The organism is Mycobacterium sp. UM_Kg1, from assembly GCF_000972925.1.
Lineage (GTDB): Bacteria > Actinomycetota > Actinomycetes > Mycobacteriales > Mycobacteriaceae > Mycobacterium > Mycobacterium hiberniae.
Genome location: NZ_JRMK01000090.1, coordinates 1 through 18364, shown reverse-complemented (window position 1 = coordinate 18364; position 18364 = coordinate 1). Strand labels below are relative to the sequence as shown.

Annotated in this window: 17 protein-coding genes and 1 pseudogene; 6 read left to right on the top strand and 12 right to left on the bottom strand. The window is 69.0% G+C overall.

Annotated features, from left to right (window positions below):
* The coding region (locus tag LI92_RS14395; protein WP_046319982.1) for an acetyl-CoA C-acyltransferase at positions 1-602 on the top strand (602 nt) is incomplete at its 5' end.
* Between the two features lie 63 nt (positions 603-665).
* On the opposite strand, the gene LI92_RS14390 is transcribed toward LI92_RS14395, so the two are convergent.
* Complete coding sequence (locus LI92_RS14390; RefSeq protein WP_046319981.1) at positions 666-1511, bottom strand: putative endonuclease domain-containing protein; 846 nt, start codon at positions 1509-1511, stop codon at positions 666-668.
* Positions 1512-1644: 133 nt separating this feature from the next.
* Positions 1645-2496, bottom strand: a complete 852-nt coding sequence (locus tag LI92_RS14385; protein ID WP_046319980.1) for a Bax inhibitor-1/YccA family protein — start codon at positions 2494-2496, stop codon at positions 1645-1647.
* A gap of 159 nt (positions 2497-2655) precedes the next feature.
* On the opposite strand from LI92_RS14385, the gene LI92_RS14380 reads away from it, so the two are divergent.
* The 3 genes from LI92_RS14380 to LI92_RS14370 are packed head-to-tail and all read left to right on the top strand — an operon-like array spanning position 2656 to position 6185.
* Complete coding sequence (locus LI92_RS14380) at positions 2656-3693, top strand: enoyl-CoA hydratase/isomerase family protein (protein ID WP_046319978.1); 1038 nt, start codon at positions 2656-2658, stop codon at positions 3691-3693.
* A gap of 22 nt (positions 3694-3715) precedes the next feature.
* Positions 3716-4498, top strand: coding sequence for an enoyl-CoA hydratase (locus tag LI92_RS14375; RefSeq protein WP_046319977.1), 783 nt, complete (start codon positions 3716-3718; stop codon positions 4496-4498).
* A gap of 10 nt (positions 4499-4508) precedes the next feature.
* A complete protein-coding gene (locus LI92_RS14370; protein ID WP_046319976.1) occupies positions 4509-6185 on the top strand; it encodes an alpha/beta hydrolase in 1677 nt (558 codons plus the stop codon).
* Positions 6186-6218: 33 nt separating this feature from the next.
* Here LI92_RS14370 and LI92_RS14365 read toward each other — a convergent pair.
* Together LI92_RS14365 and LI92_RS14360 are read right to left on the bottom strand one after the other, a co-directional pair.
* Positions 6219-6587: pseudogene (locus LI92_RS14365) on the bottom strand (rhodanese-like domain-containing protein); the annotation flags it as partial.
* Positions 6588-6598: 11 nt separating this feature from the next.
* The gene (locus LI92_RS14360) at positions 6599-7141 is read right to left on the bottom strand and encodes a cupin domain-containing protein (protein ID WP_046319975.1); all 543 of its coding nucleotides are present in this window, start codon (positions 7139-7141) and stop codon (positions 6599-6601) included.
* A 318-nt stretch (positions 7142-7459) separates the two neighbouring features.
* Between LI92_RS14360 and LI92_RS14355 the strand changes: the two genes are divergently transcribed.
* The gene (locus LI92_RS14355) at positions 7460-8416 is read left to right on the top strand and encodes a patatin-like phospholipase family protein (RefSeq protein ID WP_046319974.1); all 957 of its coding nucleotides are present in this window, start codon (positions 7460-7462) and stop codon (positions 8414-8416) included.
* Here the strand turns inward: LI92_RS14355 and LI92_RS14350 are convergent.
* From LI92_RS14350 to LI92_RS14325, 6 genes are all read right to left on the bottom strand, one after another.
* Positions 8413-9243, bottom strand: coding sequence for a patatin-like phospholipase family protein (locus LI92_RS14350; RefSeq protein ID WP_046319973.1), 831 nt, complete (start codon positions 9241-9243; stop codon positions 8413-8415). The genes LI92_RS14355 and LI92_RS14350 overlap by 4 nt on opposite strands.
* Positions 9240-10115 (bottom strand): class II glutamine amidotransferase, encoded by an 876-nt coding sequence (locus LI92_RS14345; protein ID WP_046319972.1) that lies wholly within the window; start codon positions 10113-10115, stop codon positions 9240-9242. Before LI92_RS14345 ends, LI92_RS14350 begins: the two co-directional genes overlap by 4 nt.
* Positions 10116-10122: 7 nt before the next feature.
* Positions 10123-11181, bottom strand: a complete 1059-nt coding sequence (locus LI92_RS14340; RefSeq protein ID WP_046319971.1) for an NAD(P)H-dependent amine dehydrogenase family protein — start codon at positions 11179-11181, stop codon at positions 10123-10125.
* Positions 11181-12812, bottom strand: coding sequence for a long-chain fatty acid--CoA ligase (locus LI92_RS14335; RefSeq protein ID WP_046319969.1), 1632 nt, complete (start codon positions 12810-12812; stop codon positions 11181-11183). The genes LI92_RS14340 and LI92_RS14335 overlap by 1 nt, the downstream gene beginning before the upstream one ends.
* A 41-nt stretch (positions 12813-12853) precedes the next feature.
* Positions 12854-13909 carry a YncE family protein gene (locus tag LI92_RS14330; RefSeq protein WP_286135098.1) on the bottom strand — a complete coding sequence of 352 codons (1056 nt, stop codon included), beginning with the start codon at positions 13907-13909 and terminating at the stop codon, positions 12854-12856.
* 464 nt (positions 13910-14373) lie between these two features.
* The gene (locus tag LI92_RS14325) at positions 14374-15762 is read right to left on the bottom strand and encodes an NAD(P)/FAD-dependent oxidoreductase (protein WP_046319967.1); all 1389 of its coding nucleotides are present in this window, start codon (positions 15760-15762) and stop codon (positions 14374-14376) included.
* Positions 15763-15854: 92 nt separating this feature from the next.
* Here LI92_RS14325 and LI92_RS14320 point away from each other — a divergent pair, with 92 nt between their 5' ends.
* A complete protein-coding gene (locus tag LI92_RS14320) occupies positions 15855-16571 on the top strand; it encodes a TetR/AcrR family transcriptional regulator (protein WP_046319966.1) in 717 nt (238 codons plus the stop codon).
* A gap of 36 nt (positions 16572-16607) precedes the next feature.
* On the opposite strand, the gene LI92_RS14315 is transcribed toward LI92_RS14320, so the two are convergent.
* Both LI92_RS14315 and LI92_RS14310 read right to left on the bottom strand, forming a co-directional pair.
* On the bottom strand, positions 16608-17693 hold the full coding sequence (locus tag LI92_RS14315) for a zinc-binding metallopeptidase family protein (protein ID WP_046319965.1): 1086 nt from the start codon (positions 17691-17693) through the stop codon (positions 16608-16610).
* A partial coding sequence (locus LI92_RS14310) for a transglutaminase-like domain-containing protein (RefSeq protein ID WP_046319963.1) occupies positions 17686-18364 on the bottom strand: 679 nt, incomplete at its 5' end. The genes LI92_RS14310 and LI92_RS14315, both read right to left, overlap by 8 nt.

The following is an 18364-nucleotide window of genomic DNA, read 5'->3' as shown; positions in this document are numbered from 1 at the left end:
ATGTGTATAAGAGACAGCGCGAGATCTCGCCGGTCACCCTGCCCGACGGCACCGTCGTGAGCACGGACGACGGCCCGCGCGCCGGCACCACCTACGAGAAGATCAGCCAGCTCAAGCCGGTGTTCCGGCCGAACGGCACGATCACCGCCGGCAACGCCTGCCCGCTGAACGACGGCGCCGCCGCGGTGATCATCACCAGCGACACCAAGGCCAAGGAGCTGGGGCTCAAGCCGCTGGCCCGGATCGTGTCCACCGGGGTGTCGGGTCTGTCGCCGGAGATCATGGGCCTGGGCCCGATCGAGGCGGTCAAGAAGGCGCTGGCCAACGCCAAGATGTCGATTTCCGACATCGACCTGTTCGAGATCAACGAGGCCTTCGCGGTGCAGGTGCTCGGTTCGGCCCGCGAGCTGGGCATCGACGAGGACAAGCTGAACGTCTCCGGCGGGGCGATCGCCCTGGGGCACCCGTTCGGTATGACCGGTGCCCGCATCACCGCCACCCTGCTGAACAACCTGGCCACCCACGACAAGCAGTTCGGCGTGGAGACCATGTGTGTGGGCGGCGGCCAGGGCATGGCCATGGTGGTCGAGCGGCTCTCCTAGTTTTTTCGTTGACTCTGCGCCTACCAGGCAAAAGTGCGAGTAGCCCGCCTGGTGAGCGCAGAGTCAACGGCGTTGTAGGGCATCCCAGGCACTTCTGACCCGGTGGATCACGTCGTGGCTACGGTGTTCGGCGAGCACCGTGATGTGGGTCCAGCCGGCGTCTCGCAGGTATTCCAGACGCTCGACGTCCTTGACGAACTGCGGGCGGCTGGTGCGGTGCTGGTCGCCGTCGTATTCGACCGCGAGCATGATGTCCTCCCACCCCATGTCGAGGAAGTACCGCGGATAGCCGTCCTCGAGTACGGGGATCTGCGTCGCCGGCCGCGGGAACCCGGCGTCGACGAGCAGCAGCCGCAGCCAGGTCTCTTTCGGTGACTGCGCCCCGGCGTCGGCGAGGTACAGGGCGGCTTCCAGTTGGCGCAGACCCCGGGTGTGACGATGCCGCGCCGCCAGCCGGGCGACGTCGTCGGTCTTGAAATGCGTGGCATGGGCCAGCGCGTCGAGCCTGGCCACCGCCTGACGCAGGGGGCCGCGCCGGCCCAGGTCGAAGGCGGTGCGCTCCACCGTGGTGACCGGCAGCCCGTCGCACAGCTGCGTCTCGCCGGCCAGGAGCAGGTCCGCCCGGGTCGTGACGCCGCTCGGCGCCCTGGCGTTGCGCCAGATCAGTTCGACCGGCGCGTGGTCGTCGATCCAGCCGGAGCCGTGCAGCGCCGAAGCGGCCAGACCGCTGACGACGCCCTGTCGATGGGTCCAGAGCCACGCCGCGCGCGTACGTCTGCGCAGCGTGGGCGGGACGTGTTTGTCCAGGTAGACGTTCGGCATGAGCGCCGTGTAGTACTTGGCGAGCTCGTGCCAGGTGACCGCACCGGCGGCCAGTGCCTCGCTGCCGAGGAATGGTTCGCCTGTCATGCCGGCATGCTGCCAGCGCGCTCCGACAGGTGCCCAGATAGCAGTTGACTCTGCGCGTACCAGGCAAAAGTGCGAGTAGCTTGCCTGGTCAGCGCAGAGTCAACGGGTGGAGCTAGAGGGTGGAGCTAGACGGTCACTCGCTCTGGAAGTAGCTGAGCAGCCGCAGGATCTCCAGGTACAGCCAGACCAGGGTGACGGTCAGGCCCAGCGCGATGCCCCACGCGGCCTTCTCCGGCGCGCCGGCACGAATCAGCTGGTCGGCCGCGTCGAAGTCGATCAGGAAGCTGAACGCCGCGATACCGATGCAGACCAGGGAGAACACGATGGACAGGGTGCCGCCGCTGCGCAGGCCCAGGCCCTCACCGCCGCCGACGCCGAACATCGACAGCACCAGGTTGCCGATCATCAGGGCCAGCACGCCGAACATGGCGCCCACCATCATCCGGGTGAACTTCGGGGTGACCCGAATGGAGCCGGTCTTGTAGACCACGAGCATGCCGCCGAACACGCCGAAGGTGCCCATCACGGCCTGGCCGATCAACGAGCCGGCGTTACTGGTTCCGACGGTGACCGCGGTCAGCACGAAGGAGATGGCACCCAGGAACATGCCCTCGAGCACCGCGTAGCTCAGCACCAGGGCCTTGCTGTCCTGCTTGCGGGCGAACATGCCGATCATGACCATGGCCAGACCGCCGAAGGCGCCGATGAAGGTCAGCGGGGCGGCCAGCGCCTGGTTGGAGGCCACCAGGAAGAACGAGACGATGGCCGACAGGCTCAGCACGCCGAGCGTGATGCCGGTCTTGGTGACGACATCGTCGATGGTCAGCGGGCGAGTGACGACTTCCCGCTGGTAGGCCAGTGACGGGTCGACCTGGTAGGTCTGCCCCATCTGCTGGGTGGCACCGGCCATACCGGTGCCGAACTGCGCGTAGCCGCCCTGTTGTTTGGGCAACGAACGAAATACCGGGTTGCTGGTCTCCCGCACCGTCCCGATCCTCTCTTCATGCTGTAAAGCGAAGGGTTACGAATACTGAGTCAACGTCTCCCGACCCGCTGGGGTTCCCGAACGGACTAACCGGCCGTTCTGAGGCCAAACCTTACCCGCGCAGCAGCGACCGCGCCCAAGGATCTACATTGCGAAGGCGTGACAGGCGAATCTGACGAGGTCCTGACCCGGGTCGACAACGGCGTCGGTCTGCTGACGCTCAACCGCCCGAAGGCGATCAACTCGCTGACGCTGCCGATGGTGACCGCGATGACCACGGCACTGACCGCGTGGGCCGACGATCCCGAGGTGACGGCGGTGGTGCTCAGCGGGGCCGGCGAGCGCGGTTTGTGTGCCGGCGGCGATGTGGTGGCGATCTACCACAGCGCCAAAGCCGACGGCGCCCAGGCTCGGAAGTTCTGGTACGACGAGTACCTGCTCAACGCGCAGATCGGCAGCTTCCCCAAGCCCTACGTGTCGATCATGGACGGCATCGTGATGGGCGGCGGCGTCGGCGTCGGGGCACACGCCAACACCCGGGTCGTCACCGACACCACCAAGATGGCGATGCCCGAAGTCGGTATCGGATTCATCCCGGACGTCGGCGGCACCTATCTGCTCTCGCGTGCCCCCGGCCAGCTCGGCCTGCACGCGGCGCTGACCGGGGCACCGTTTTCCGGGCCGGACGCCATCGCCCTGGGCTTCGCCGACCACTATGTGCCCCATGCGCAGCTGGAGTCCTTCACCGCAGCGATCGTCGCCGACGGGGTGGACAGCGCCCTCGCCGCATACGCCGCCGAGCCGCCGGCCAGTCAGCTTGCCGCGCAGCGCGACTGGATCGACGAGTGCTACGCCCACGACACCGTCGCCGAGATTGTGGAAGCACTGGCCGGCCACGCCAGCCCCGACGCCAACGCCGCCGCCGAACTGATCGGCACCCGGTCTCCGGTGGCGTGCGCGGTGACGCTGGAGGCGGTGCGCCGCGCGGGACGGCTCGCCGGCCTGGAAGAGGGGCTGGTCCAGGAGTTCCGGGTGTCGTGCGCGTCGCTGCGCACCCACGACCTGGTGGAGGGCATCCGCGCCCAGCTGGTCGACAAGGACCGCAATCCGCAGTGGGCACCGGCCACCCTGGCCGAGGTGACCCCCGCCGACATCGACGCGTACTTCGTCTCGGCCGACCCCGACCTGACCTTCTAACCCATCCCTGTAAGGAGCCACCGTGACAGCGCAGACCTACGAGACCATCCTCGTCGACCGCGACGGCCGTGTCGGGACCATCACCTTGAACCGGCCGCAGGCGCTCAACGCCCTCAACAGCCAGGTGATGCACGAAGTCACTACCGCCGCCGCCGCTTTCGACGCCGACCCGGGTATCGGGGCGATCATCATCACCGGCAACGCCAAGGCGTTCGCCGCGGGTGCGGACATCAAAGAGATGGCCGACCTGAGCTTCGCCGACGTGTTCGCCGCCGACTTCTTCGCCGCCTGGTCCAAGCTGGCCGCGGTGCGCACCCCCACCATCGCCGCGGTGGCCGGGCACGCCCTGGGCGGCGGCTGCGAACTGGCGATGATGTGCGATTTGGTGATCGCCGCCGACACCGCGAAGTTCGGCCAGCCGGAGATCAAGCTGGGTGTGCTGCCCGGCATGGGCGGCTCCCAGCGACTGACCCGGGCCATCGGCAAGGCCAAGGCGATGGATCTGATCCTGACCGGCCGCACCATCGACGCCGCCGAAGCCGAACGCTCCGGTCTGGTGTCACGCGTGGTTCCGGCCGACGACCTGCTTGCCGAGGCGGGCAAGGTCGCCGCCACCATCGCCGGGATGAGCCTGTCGGCCGCCCGGATGGCCAAGGAGGCGGTGAACCGGGCCTTTGAGTCCACGCTGGCCGAGGGACTGCTCTACGAGCGCCGGCTGTTCCATTCGGCGTTCGCCACCGACGACCAGACCGAGGGCATGGCGGCGTTCACCGAGAAGCGTCCCCCGAACTTCACCCACCGCTGATCGACCTGCGATGAGCGCGCCGGCCACCACGACCTCGGTAGTGACGGCGCGCCCGCCGTGGTGGGCCCGGCATTACACGTTCACCGGCACCGTCGTGGGCCTGGTCTTCCTGTGGTTGTCGCTGACGCCGTCGCTGCTGCCCCGCGGGCCGCTCTTCCAGGGTCTGGTCAGCGGCAGCTCCGGTGCGGGCGGCTACGCGCTGGGGGTCTTCAGTGTCTGGCTGGTGCGCTTCATGGCCTCCAAGGACACCAGTCCCCCGCCGCCGCGGTGGGCCTGGCTGGTGCTGGTGCCCACCGCGACGGCCGTGCACATCTGGGTGGTGTGGACCATCCACGGCTGGCAGGACCAGATGCGCGACCTGATGGGCGTGCCGCGGCTGACCTGGTACAACTACCCGCAGGCCGGCGCGATAGCGGTGGTGACGCTGTTCGTTCTGGTCGAGATCGGCCAGGTGATCAGAATGCTGATCCGCTTTCTGATGCGCCAGCTCGAGCGCGTCGCGCCGCCCCGGGTCTCGGCGGTGGTCGCGGTGTCGTTGCTGATGGTGCTGTTGGTGGCGGTGCTCAACGGCGTGGTTCTCAAAGCCGCGATGAACGCCATGAACAGCACCTTCGGGGCAATCAACGAGGAGACCAGCCCGGACCGGGCGGCGCCGTCGACGGGGTTACGCTCCGGCGGGCCGGAGTCGCTGGTGTCCTGGGCGTCGCTGGGCCATCAGGGCCGCATCTTCGTGGCCAACGGGCCGACCGTGGCCCAGCTCAGCGAGTTCAACGGTGCACCGGCCGTCGAACCGATCCGGGCGTACGCCGGCCTGAACTCCGCCGACGGGATCAAAGCGACCGCAGAGCTCGCGGCCGCCGAACTGGCCCGCACCGGCGGCCTGGCGCGCGCCGTGGTGGCGGTGGCCACCACCACCGGAACCGGCTGGATCAACGAAGCGCAGGCCACTGCCCTGGAGTACATGTACAACGGCGACATCGCCACGGTGAGCATGCAGTATTCGTTCCTGCCCAGCTGGCTGTCGTTTCTGGTGGACCGGGAGAACGCCCGCCAGGCCGGCCAGGCCCTGTTCGAAGCCGTCGACAAGAAGGTGCGGGCCCTGCCGGAGAACCGTCGGCCCAAGCTGGTGGTGTTCGGCGAGAGTCTGGGCTCGTTCGGCGCCGAGGCCTCCTTTATGAGCCTGAACAACGTGCTGGCCCGTACCGACGGTGCACTGTTCACCGGGCCGACCTTTCAGAACACCATCTGGAAGGACCTGACCGTCAACCGCGATCCGGGGTCGCCACAATGGCTGCCGATCTACCACGACGGCGCGGCCGTGCGCTTCGTCGCTCGACCGCAAGATCTGGACCGCCCCGGCCCGTGGTCGACGGATTCACCGCGGGTGGTGTATCTGCAGCACGCCTCCGACCCGATCGCCTGGTGGCATCCCGACCTGCTGTACAAACGGCCGGACTGGCTCAAAGAGCCGCGCGGCTACGACGTGCTGCCGCAGGTGCACTGGACCCCGATCGTGACGTTTCTGCAGGTCTCCGCGGATATGGCGGTGGCTATCCACGTTCCCGCCGGGCATGGGCACAGCTATGTCGCCGATATCGCCGATGCGTGGGCGGCGATCCTACATCCAGCGGCGTGGACTCCCGACAAAACCGAACGGCTCCGCCCCCTGCTGCGCTCCGATGCCTAACGCGTCGGCGGACCACTCGTCGGCGGGCCGCACCAACTGCCCGGCCGCGGCCAGGGCCTGGTAGCCGCCGACGACATCGGTGGCGCGGTGCAGGCCCAGATCCAGCAATGCGGCCGCGGCCAGGCTCGAGGTGTAGCCCTGCGAGCACAGGATGATCCACCGCACGTCGTCGTCGACCGCCTGCGGCAGCCGCGCATCGCTCGTCGGGTCGCAGCGCCACTCCAGCACGTTGCGTTCGATCACCAGCGCCCCGGGCACCTGTCCTTCCCGGGCGCGCTGTGCGGCCGGCCGGATGTCGACGAGGTAGCCGCCGGCCCGCAGCTCGGCGGGCACCTCGGCCGCGGTGATCCGGTGCAGCCGGGCGCGGGCGGCCTCCAGCACCCGGTCGATGCGGCTGCTCACCTGCGTGGTGCTCACGACGCCTCCGGATGTTCGGTGAGCTCGGTGCGCTGCCGGCGCAACGTGTTGTCGGGCGCGACGTTGTAGTAGGACATCTGCACCAGGGGCGGCGAGTAGGCGTGCACACTCAGCGTCGGGGCGGCCGGCTCGAGCGGGGCCGGCGGGGCCCAGACGACATCGTGCACCCAGCCGCGGGTGAACGCCGCCTGGTCGCCGGCGACAAGCCGCCGTTGCGCCAACTTATCTCCGTCCCAATGGAATTCATCGAGCGCACCGGAGAGCACGGTCAGCGCGCCGAGCGAGTCGCCGTGGTCGTGCAGTTCGGTGGCGTGGCCCGGTACCCAGCTGATCAGCCAGATGTCGAGCCGCTCGTCGCCGTGAATGCGGGCGAACCAGCGGTGGTCCTCGGGCAGCCCGGAGGCGGGCAGCAGGTGGTTGTAGCGGCCCTGCAGCACCGCGTCGGCGGCCAGGTCGGTGGTCTGCAGCAGGTCCGGCAGGCGCAGCGAGCGTGACGGGGCCGCCGGGCGCCGCAGTGCGAGGGGTTCAGCGGTAACCATGTGAGTACTCCAGAAACGGATGGGGTGGGATCTACGACAGGGGCCGGCAGCGTCAGCTGCGGCAACAACAGCCCTGGAATCCCCCGTGCACCATCACAGCGGCCATGCTAGGCGGGCGCGACGCGGCACGCATCGGGCCGTCGCAGGCCGTGGACGCGGCCTGGCACCCGCTCGGTCCCGCTTAGCGGCTCTAAGCTGCACGTTTGCCCGACACCGACCGGTTGCAATCGCACTGAGGCAAAGCGCGGAGGCCGCTTTGCCCGCAGAATGGTGCACATGACCTCTGCTGCGGACTCCCGGGCGGGCCGAGCTCCCCGGGTGGCTCTGGTGCTGGGCAGCGGCGGCGCGCGCGGGTACGCCCACATCGGGGTGATCGCCGAACTGCAGGAGCGCGGCTACGACGTCATCGGCATCGCCGGGTCCTCGATGGGCGCGCTGGTGGGCGCCGTGCAGGCAGCCGGTCACCTCGACGAGTTCACGCAATGGGCCACGTCACTGACGCAGGGCGCGGTGCTGCGCCTGCTGGATCCGTCCTTCACCGCCGCCGGAGTGCTGCGCGCCGGCAAGTTCCTCGAGGTGGTCCGCGACATCCTGGGTGACATCGCCATCGAAGACCTGCCGATTCCCTATACCGCTGTGGCCACCGATCTGATCACCGGCCGATCCGTCTGGTTGCAGCGCGGCCCGCTCGACACCGCCATCCGGGCCTCGATCGCGATCCCCGGGGTGATCGCACCGCACGTGGTCGACGGGCGCCTGCTGGCCGACGGCGGCATCCTCGACCCCCTGCCGATCGCTCCGCTGAGCGCCGTCAACGCCGATCTGACGCTGGCGGTGAGCCTCAGCGGGGGCGATCCGGCCGTCGCCGCCCCGACCGCAGAGGAGACCGAGAGCGGCGCGCCCGCCGGCCGGTTGACGCGGGTGCTGCGCAGCACGTCTGCGCTGCTGGACACCACGGGGGTGCGGTCGTTGCTGGACCGGCCGACCGCACGGGCGGTCCTGGACCGGTTCAGCAGCGGCGAGGCCGAACCCGACGACAGCGAGGACTCCGCCGCCGAGGTGCCCAAACTGGGCAGCTTCGAGGTGATGAACCGGACCATCGATATCGCCCAGGCTGCGCTGGCCCGCCATCAGCTGGCGTCACATCCGCCCGACCTGCTCATCGAGGTGCCCCGCTCGGCCTGCCGCAGCTTGGACTTCCATCGTGCCGCCGAGCTGATCGAGGTGGGCCGGCAACTGGCTGCCGGTGCGCTTGACGGTGCGAAATCGCTTTAGATCTCCAAGAATTCGGCGACCGCCTGGGCCTGGCGGCGGCCTTGTTCACGCCCGGCCCGCGCCGAGGGTGCCCGGCACGCCGGGTCGAGCGGGTTGCCGAAGGCGCGCGCGGCGGTGTCGTCGGCCAATACCGCGCAGACGCGACCGGCGAACGCCGCGATCTCGGCGCCCACGCCGCCGCCTGCCGGTACCAGCAGCACCGCTTCGTCGCAGTCGGCGGCCACGTCCAGGTTGATCGTGCTGCGCACGCCGCCGTCCATGTAGCGGCGCGTCCCGAGCACCACCGGGGGCCAGGCGCCCGGCACCGCGCAACTGGCCGCCACCGCGTCGACGAGGTCCACCCCGGAGTCACGGTCGAAGACGGTCAGCGTCCCGGTGTCGATGTCGATAGCGGTGATCCGCAGCGCTCGTTGCGGCCACTCGTGTGACGGCAGACGGTCGGCGATGATGGCCCTGCGCACCGGTGCGGCGACGGTCTGGGCCGCCAGGGCGACCGCACCGATGCCTTGCAGCTTCTGCTCGGTGGTGGTGTTGGGTTCGGTGATCGCCGCCATGAACAGCTCGGTCAGCGCGTCGGTCTCGACGCCGGGGTCGATCTCCGAGGTGGTGTCCGCCAGTTGCCGGGCGAACAGTTCCTCCAGCGCCATCCCGCTGCCGAGTTGGGCGGCCACCGCCGATCCGGCCGAAGTGCCCACCAGCACCGCAGATTCCAGCAGAGCCTTGGCCGCGGCGGGTGACTCGTCGGCGATTCCGCACAGCACCCCCGTTTCCCAGGCGATGCCCGCCAGCCCACCACCGCCGAGTACCAGCGCACGCTTGTCGGTCATCTCCCAGTCTTCCAAGGGTGTTGGGCCTCCTCGGCGAATACGGTCAGATCTTTCCGGCGCAGTTGCCGGGCGGGCGGATCCGGGAAGGCCCGCTCGGTGGTGATGGTCAGGTCCGCATCGACATGGACCAGCTCGCCGGAATCGATCAGGCGCCAGCGGGGGTCGGCGTCCATGGGCTCGCTGGCGAAGACGACCGCCGGGCGGCCGCGCAACTGCTCGGAGTGCGCCCGGATGCGGTGGGTCTGCAGGTCCAGTTCGCCCGGTGCTGCCGGCTCGCGGCGGTCTGACAGGTACAGCTGGTGGGTCTCGGGGTAGCGCAGCGCCCACATCTGCGTGGCCGTGCTCAGCAGGATGTTGAGCGCATAGATGGGCACGGTGTCCGCCAGCCAGCCGACCGCCTCGCGCAGACCCGCCCCGATGTCGCCGTCATGGGCTCGGATGTAGCCGGTGATCAGCGCGAAGACCCGCTCGGAATCGGTTTGTCCCGCAACCAGATCCGCTGTGCCGAGTTCGTGAAGCCGCGCTTCGACGGTGGTGAGGCCATGCAGGACGCCGTTGTGCGCGAAGATCCGCCCGTCCTGAAGAAACGGGTGACTGTTGGCGACGTCGAGCTCGCCGGTGGTGGCGTAGCGCACGTGCGCGATGAAGGTGGTCCCGGTCAGCTCGTGCGCCTCGGTGGCGAATGCGGCGTCGCGCCATGCCGCTATCGGCTCTTTGTACAGGTGGGGTACGGCATTGGCGTCGAAGACTCCGATGCCGGTGCCGTCCGGGTTGCGCCGGCTCTGCGCGGCCAGGTTGTCGGGGGCGTCGAGCAGCCAGAACGTGGCGGTGACGACGTCGGTCCCTGCGTGCAGCCCGAATAGTCGACACACGATGAGCTCAGCGGGCCAGGTGCGGTGCGGCTCGGCCGGTCAGCGGCGGCAGGTCGAAGAACCCGGCGATGCCGGGCGGGGCCGCGCAGGTCGCCGGGACGGCGTTGACGCAGTGCGCCGCGGTCGCCACGATGCCCGGGTTGCTGACCAGGCCGGCTTCGACGGTCTCGGGCTGCCAGCCCTTGACGGTGACGAAGGTGTCGGGATTGCCCCGCACCTCCATCTCGTAGCGCTCGCCCGCCGGCCCGAAAGTCCAGGGCGGGTCGAGGTGCTGCTCGCCCATCAGCCAGTTGACGGTGACCCGGACCACCACCTGCTCGCCGACGGTGGCTTCCCAGTGGAACCGGCGGCCGGCGACCTGGCCGGCTTCGATGGTGCCGATCGGGGATTCGATGGGTGCGGTGGCCACCGCCACCTCCTGCGAGGAGCGGATGTGTTCGTCGGCGGCGAATCCCAGCCGGTCCACGCACAAACGCACCGACTGCCGGAACCCGCCGTCGAGCAGCTTCTGCATCGGGCCGCTCAGGGCCTGGTCGGGGGTGCCGCCGAAGCCCATCACGTACCGCAGCACGTCCGGGGCGTCGTAGGTGCGCAGGTCCGAGTACTCCTCGCCGCGAATGAACGTCACGCCGGTGGACATCACCGACAGCAGCAGCGGGAACAGTTCGGTGGCGGCGCCGGGCCCGATGCCGGCGCCGTGCAGGGTCACGTTGCCCTCCCGTGCGGCGGCCTCCAGCGGGCCCGCCTCCTTCTCGGTCGGGTAGAACCAGCCGACCGGGGTGATGACGTTCTTTCCCGAACGCAGCAGTGCGGCAACCTCATCGGGGTTGGGCAGCAGCGGCGCGTAGATCACCGCGTCGGCGTCGAGGGCCAGCACGTCGTCGACGCGGTCGGTGGCCGTCACCCCCACCGGTCCGGTGCCGATGATCTCCCCGACGTCCTTGCCGCTCTTGGACTCCGAGTGCACCCAGCAGCCGACCAACTCCAGATCGGGATGCTCGAGCACGCCCTTGATGGCGGCGACGCCGACTCCTCCGGTTGCCCATTGAATGACACGCAGGCTCATCAGTCACGCACCTCGCTCACCTGATATTGGTCTTCGGCGTACCGGGCCCGAATGGTCTTCTTGTCGTACTTGCCGACGCTGGTCCGCGGGATCGCCTCGACGAACGTCCAGCGCTCCGGCAGCCACCAGCGGGCAACTTTGTCGGTCAGGAACTTTCGCAGATCGGCACCGCTGACCCCGGTGCCGTCGCGGCGCACCACGACGGCCAGCGGCCGCTCCTGCCAGCGTTCGTCGGGCACCCCCACCACGGCGGCCTCGACCACGTCGGGGTGCGCGATCAGTTCGTTCTCCAGTTCCACCGAGGAGATCCACTCGCCGCCGGATTTGATGACGTCCTTGGCCCGGTCGGTCAGCGTGATGAACCCCTGCGGGTCGATACGGCCCACGTCGCCCGTGCGCAACCAGCCCGAGGCGAACTTGGCGTCATCCTGGCCGCGGTAGTAGGCGCCGGTGATCCATGCCCCGCGCACTTCCAGTTCGCCGACCGACTCGCCGTCGTGAGGCAGCACCCGGTCCTCGTCGTCGACGATGCGGGTCTCCACACCGCACACCGGCCGGCCCTGGGTGCCCCGCAGCGCCCAGTGCTGCTCCGGCGGGGTGCCCGGCGGCGGCCACGCCATGGTGGCCATCGGCGAGGGCTCGGTCATGCCCCACAGTTGCCGAATCTGCACGCCGTGGCGCTGCTCGAACGCCTGCATCAGCGAGACCGGGACCGCCGAACCCCCGCAGGCCACCATCCGCAGCGACGAGATGTCGTGGTCGGGTTCGCGCTCCAGGAAGTGCATGATGTCGTTCCAGATCGTCGGCACCGCACCGGCCACCGTGGCCCGCTGCGACTCGATGAGGCCGACCAGCGACTCGGCGTCCAGATGCCGGTCGGGCATCACCAGGTCCGCGCCGGCCATCAGCGCCGAATACGGCAGCCCCCAGGCGTTGGCGTGGAACATCGGCACGATCGGCAGGACGCAGTCGATCGAGCCGATCGCGGTGCTGTTGGTGGTGCACCCGGCCATGGCGTGCAGATAGCTGGAACGATGGCTGTACACCACACCCTTGGGGTTGCCGGTGGTGCCGCTGGTGTAGCACATGGCGGCCGCCGAGTTCTCGTCGAGAACCGGCCAGTCGAATTCGTCGGGCTCGGCGGCCAGCAGCGCGTGGTAGTCCAGCACGGTCTTGCCGGCGGACGCCAACGCTACGGTGTCGCCTTCGCCGACGACGATCACGGTGTGCACGCTCGGCAGCTGCGGCAGCACCGGCGCCAGCTGCGACACCAGGGAGGCGTCGACCAGGATCACCTGGTCCTGGGCTTCATCGGCGACGAAGACGATCTGCTCGGCGAAGAGCCGGATGTTGAGCGTGTGCAGCACGGCGCCCATGGCCGGGACCGCCAGGTAGGCGGCCAGGTGCTCGGTGTTGTTCCACATGAAGGTGGCCACCCGCTCGTCACCGGTGACCCCGACGCGCCGCAGCGCGTTGGCCAGCCGGGCCACCTGCCGGCCCAGCTCACGATAGGTGGTGACGCGGTAGCCGCCGTCGGTCACGCTGGTGACGGTGCGGTCGCCGTGGACAGTGGTGACGTGGTGCAAGATGGCACCGACCGTCAGCGGCCAGTGCTGCATGGTGCTGCGCATCGGCCTATTCGATCACGGCGCGATTCCGGCTGCGGCGTGGGTTACAGCGCGGGTTCCAGTTGCAGCATCCGGGTGACGGCGTCGTCGAGTTCGAGCTGCTCGTGCAGCGACGCCGACGGTGCCGGCAGGTCGGCCAGTGACGCGGCGCGCACCTTGCCGTCGAACCCGGCAACCCAAAGCCGGGTGCCGTCCGGGCTCTCCGCGACGCAGGACGGCTCGGCGATGCCGGTCAGCCTGCCGAGCGTCTCGTTGGTACGGGCACACAACACCACCACGGCGTCCTCGGTCACCAGGTACACCCGCTGGCCGTCACGGCTGGCGACCAGCTGGATGAGCCGGGCTTCGACGGCGCGGCTGGAGCACACCGCGTGGGTGCGGGCGTCGACGAGGTGGACACTGCCCCGACCGTCGGGCCCGGAGGTCGCCACGTAGAGGCGGGCCCCGTCGGGGCTGACGGCGAAGTCGGTGATGCTGGCGCCGACCCGGATGGTGTCGACGACGCGCAGATCCTGGTCCAGCACGGTGATGGTGTCGCCGCTGGGCGCACGCAGCCCGGCATACAGCCGGCGGCCGTCAGCGCTGATCCGCAGGCCCACCGGCGCGGCGGCGGGGTGCCCGGACAGGCCGACCGATCCGGCGGGGCGCAGTGCGGCGTCGAGCGCGAGCACATCCACCCCGGCGGGGCCGGTGCGGGTCAGGTAGACGCGGCTGCTGGTCGGGTCGGCGACCAGGTCGCCGATGTTCATGGCCGCGGGGTAGCACCCGGTGATTTCCGCGGTGGCGATGTCGATCACCAGGACGGCGTCCAGGTCGATGGAACCGGCGGTGACATAGGCCCAGCCGCTGGCCGCCGAGCCGGCGGCAACCGCGTAGGCCTCGCCGGCCTGTGCAACTGTGCCCACGACGCGGCGGGAGGCGGTGTCGATGATCGAGACGGTGTCGTCGCTGTAGTTGGTGGCCAGCAGGCGCCGGCCGTCGGGGGTGACGGCGAGGCCGCCGATGGGGCCGCGGTCCAGGTTCACGGCGTTGGCGAAGCGGGATCCAGAGTTGGCCAATCTATATGCCGGCACGTCGTCCACATCGCTCCAATCGACCACGGTTCGTATCCGCTCAGTTCGTCTCGTCACTGCTCACACCCCCGCAGCGGTCGCAGCGGATCCGGACGAACCGGGTTGCCGAGGCAGGGCGTCTGGTCGATCGTAGCGGTTAAATCGAAGTTACAGAAAAATGTCCTAATTATTGTGATCGAGGTCGCAGGCAAATCCCAAAAACCCCACGTCAGAGCGGTGAAACACGCCGATCCCCGCGCCATAGCAACTCTTGTTACATCCTTCTAACTGGCGATTAGCGCGTTGGGGCAAACTTGTGATCGACGCAGGTATTAGGGTTGAATAAGAAATTAAGACGCTGCAGCCGATCAATTCGACGGTTCTAGTCACATAACCCTTGCAATTTCTCGGCCGGACGGGTAGACGGTTCGCCGGGGCCGCCCGGGCGGCGCTCTGGCCTGCAGCAGCGCAGTCGACGAACGGCACGGCCGGCCGATCGGTGGCCGCTGTCGCTAGGCCTGAACCGGGTCGCGATCGCCGGATGCGGCGGGGGTGAAAGGGAGCCGCGCCGACGCCGCGCGCCGCTGGGTGAACTTGCGCTTCTCGACCATGCGCTCGGCCTCACGGCGCAGGTCGCGGCGCAGCGTTCGCCACAGCTGGCGATTGTCGACGTGCGGATCGCGGGCCGCCGCGACGGTCCAGCGCACCACGTTGGCCGGCGAGAACACCTGCTGCGGTGAGGCGATGCGGTTGAAGACATCGGCGACTTCGGTGAATCCGTCCGGCCGGGCGGCGAACCACCGGTAGGCGGCGAACTCGATCGGCGAGACGACGTCGTCGCGCCCCAGCGAATTCGCCCACTGATACATGGCCAGACATTGCGCGTCCCGGTCGAACTCCCACCGGGCCAGCGCCCGGTCCAGCTTGGCGGGATCGTCCAGGCAGGGAGCGGCGGCCTCGCCGAGCAGCCGCCCGAAGCGCAGCGCGTCGCGGATGCCCTGCGCGGTCACCGGATCCTTGAAGTGCCCCGCGTCGCCGGCCAGCGCCCAGCCGGGACCGTGGGAGTGCCGAAAGAAGGACGGATGGTGATAAGAGACGTAGACGTTGCTGACCTGGGTGCAGCCGCGCAGCCGCTCGGCATAGGGCGGAATGCGTTCGATGGTCGCCGCGAAGGCCGCCGATCGGTCCGCGCGGTACTCGTCGGCGCGGCGCACCGGTGGCATCTGCAGCGCCACCAGTTGCCCGCCGTCGCAGGGGAAGACGGTCACCAGGTCGTCCTCGGAGCGCCACTGCATGGCCACGTGCCGGCTCTCGGGCTGGGCGTCCTCGAAGTAGGCGAAGGCCATCATGCGCTGGTTGTCCCAGCTGTGGTGCTCGCGGGTGCCGACCAGGCGCGCGACGGTGGACCGTCGCCCGTCGGCGCCGATGACCAGTTTCGCGGTGATCTCCCCGGTGACGCCGTTGCGCTGCTTGTACCGCACCCCGCGGACCCGCCCGTTGGGATCGCGCAGCAGATCGGTGACCCGGACGTGCTCGCGGACCTCGGCTCCGGCGGCGCGGGCGGTCTCCACCAGGGCCAGGTCGAATCCGGGACGGCGGATACACGCCCCGGCGGAGAAGCCCTCGTAGGTGCTCGACGGGCCGACGGTCTCCACGCCGGGCGCCCCGAGTCCGGCGCGGGTGTGCAGCGGGGCGCCCAGTTCGAGCACCCGCTCGGTGGCGCCGATGCGCTCCACCTCGGCCCAGTGGTGGGTGAACAGCAGGTGGGTGGACAAGGTGTCGGAGGGAAAGGCGGCGCTGTCGAGGGCGATCACCGCACGGCCCCGGCGGGCGAGCGCGACGGCAGCGGCCGAACCGGCGCAGCGACTGCCGACGATAACCACGTCTGTGTACTCAGGCATAGCAGGAGAATGCCAGTTCGTAATAGTTTTTGTAAGTGTTTTCAGTTTTTGAATCCCGTTGAAATTTTCCGGTGGTGGCCTATCCTGGGCCGATGCCCGTCGACCCCGTCCCTCCTGCTGCCCCGCCGGCCGCGGCGCGGGCCGACCGGCGCCGGGCCCGCACCCGGGGCGCCATCCTGGACGCCGCCGAAATCGTGTTCAGTCGATCCGGCTACGGCGCCGCCCGCATCGAAGAGATCGCGGTGCTCGCCGATGTCTCCGTCGGATCCATCTACGGCCACTTCAACGGCAAACGCGGGCTCTACCTGCAACTGGTGGATCGGGCACTGGAGCTGTTCACCGACTACATGGCCCGCAGCGAAGACCCGTCGCTGACCCCACTGCAGCGGGTGCTGGCCGGCGGCGACGCCTACCTGCGCTTTCACCTCGAGCATCCCGGCGCCTTCCAATTCCTGGCCTACCGCAGCCCGGGCGCAGAACCGCTGTCCGGCGACGACGAGACCGAGGCCCGCATCCGCGACCGCGTCGGCGCCCTGCTGCGCAACTACGCCGCGCAGATCGACAACGCCATCGCCGCGGGTGAGGCCCGACCGGTCGACTCGCTGCGACTGACGCACTACCTGTGGGGGGCCTGGAACGGCGTGATCGCGCTACGCCAGCAACCCGACGGCCTGCGCATCACCGACGACGAGATCGCGTCAACGCTCGAACTCGCCCGCTGGCTGCTGCGGGAAGGGCTGGCCGCGCCGGCGCTGCGTGACGCCAACGGTGAAGTGGGCGATCGGGTACCGCTGCCCTACGTCACGTAGACACTGCGAATCGATCCGCAACCTCGGGTGCAGCACCTAGCCGAGCTGCTGGCTCTGGGCGTCGACCGGCGCGCCGACCTGGGCCAGCTTCGCCGGGTTGGAGGTGATCTCGTCGATCACCGTGTGGATGAACCGCATCTTCTCCAGCACCGGTGGCGGAAGCACGAACGGGTATATGTCGTCCTTGCCCATCGACCGGTTCAACTGGTTCAGCGCCCAAGACAGCGGCAGCCACTGGTCGATCATCGTGTCGAAACTGCTGGGGCCCAGTACCTTGCGCTCGTAGGTCGCGGTGGCCGGCGCGAAGCCGAACGCGGCCGCGGTGTCGAGGGTGTCGCGGATGTGCAGGTAGTGCGCGAACGTCTCGGCCCAGTCCTCGGCGGGGTGCATGGTGGCGTACGACGAGACGTAGTCGTTTTCCCAGCCCGGAGGCGCCCCTTCGCTGTAGTGCCGGTCCAGCGCGGCCTGGTAGTCGGCCTCCGGGTCGCCGAACAGTTCGTGGTAGCGCCGCAGATAGTCCTGCGAGGTCCCGATCAGCCGGTATTGGTAGTAGTGACCGATCTCGTGGCGGAAGTGCCCAAGCAGGGTCCGGTACGGCTCGTCCATCGAGATCCGCAACTGCTCGCGGTGGACGTCGTCGCCCTCGGCGAGATCCAGGGTGATAACGCCGTCCTCGTGGCCGGTGAACACCTTCTCGGACTGGCTGGACAACAGATCGAAGGCCAGGCCGAACTGCGGGTCGACGTCGCGGCCGACGATCGGCAGCCTGAGCTCATGCAGTTCGGCGATCAGCCGGCGCTTGGCCCGCTCTGCGGCGGCGAACGCCGCCAGTGCGACGGGGTCGGCGTCGCTCGGGCGGGTCCGGGTCAATGCACACGACACACACAGCTTGGGGATCGGACCCTTCTCGACCAGCCAGTTGCATTCGGCCAGATGCAGATTCGCGCACAGCTGGAACTGGCCCTCGTCGACGGCGCCCGCGTGTTCGCTCTCCTCGGCGGGCGCAATCACCAGCAGCGCCATGTCGTCGAGCGAAAAGCCCAGCGCGCTCTTGCAGTTCAGACACAACGAGTTCTCGAACGACAGCCGTTGCCCGCAATTGGGGCAGATGAAGTCACGCACGGAGGATTCCCCCGGTATACGGGGCGACGTCGACCGACACGTCGATCACGCTGCTCTCGGAGTCCGTGTAGATGATGCCGCGCAGCGGCGGCACATCGGCGTAGTCGCGACCGAATCCGACCGTCACGTAACGTTCGTCGACCATCTGATTGTTGGTCGGGTCCAGGCCCAACCACACGTTCTGCGGTGTCCACACCGACGCCCAGGCGTGCGTCGCGTCCACTCCCACCATTCGTTCCTTTCCCGGAGGCGGGTCGGTCGCCAAGTACCCGGAGACGTAGCTGGCGGCCAGACCGTTGGCGCGCAGGCAGGCGATCGCCAGCCGCGCGAAGTCTTGACATACCCCCTCCCGCACCGCCAAAACCTCATTGACCTGGGTGGATACCGTCGTCGACCCGGACCGGTAGGTGAAGTCGGTGAAGATCCGAGACGTCAGGTCGCGCAGCACCTCGATCAGCGGCCTTCCGGCGACGAAACTCGGCGCGGCGTAAGCACGTACCTCGTCGGTGATCTCGGGCGGCTGAAGGTCGAGGGTGAACTCGGTGGCCAGCGCGCCGTCGGCGCCGACGGGACGCGCGTTCTCCCACGGCGCTCGCGCGGACGGTCCCTGGTAAAGGTCCGGAGCCGGTGGGTCGACTTCGACGATGGAGCGGCTGGTGACGACCAGCCGG

Bases quoted from the DNA above. Each gene is read 5' to 3' on its own strand.
- LI92_RS14390 (WP_046319981.1), bottom strand. From the start codon at position 1,511: ATGACAGGCGAACCATTCCTCGGCAGCGAGGCACTGGCCGCCGGTGCG.
- LI92_RS14370 (WP_046319976.1), top strand. From the start codon at position 4,509: ATGAGCGCGCCGGCCACCACGACCTCGGTAGTGACGGCGCGCCCGCCG.
- LI92_RS14360 (WP_046319975.1), bottom strand. From the start codon at position 7,141: ATGGTTACCGCTGAACCCCTCGCACTGCGGCGCCCGGCGGCCCCGTCA.
- LI92_RS14350 (WP_046319973.1), bottom strand. From the start codon at position 9,243: ATGACCGACAAGCGTGCGCTGGTACTCGGCGGTGGTGGGCTGGCGGGC.
- LI92_RS14340 (WP_046319971.1), bottom strand. From the start codon at position 11,181: ATGAGCCTGCGTGTCATTCAATGGGCAACCGGAGGAGTCGGCGTCGCC.
- LI92_RS14335 (WP_046319969.1), bottom strand. From the start codon at position 12,812: ATGCGCAGCACCATGCAGCACTGGCCGCTGACGGTCGGTGCCATCTTG.
- LI92_RS14325 (WP_046319967.1), bottom strand. From the start codon at position 15,762: ATGCCTGAGTACACAGACGTGGTTATCGTCGGCAGTCGCTGCGCCGGT.
- LI92_RS14320 (WP_046319966.1), top strand. From the start codon at position 15,855: ATGCCCGTCGACCCCGTCCCTCCTGCTGCCCCGCCGGCCGCGGCGCGG.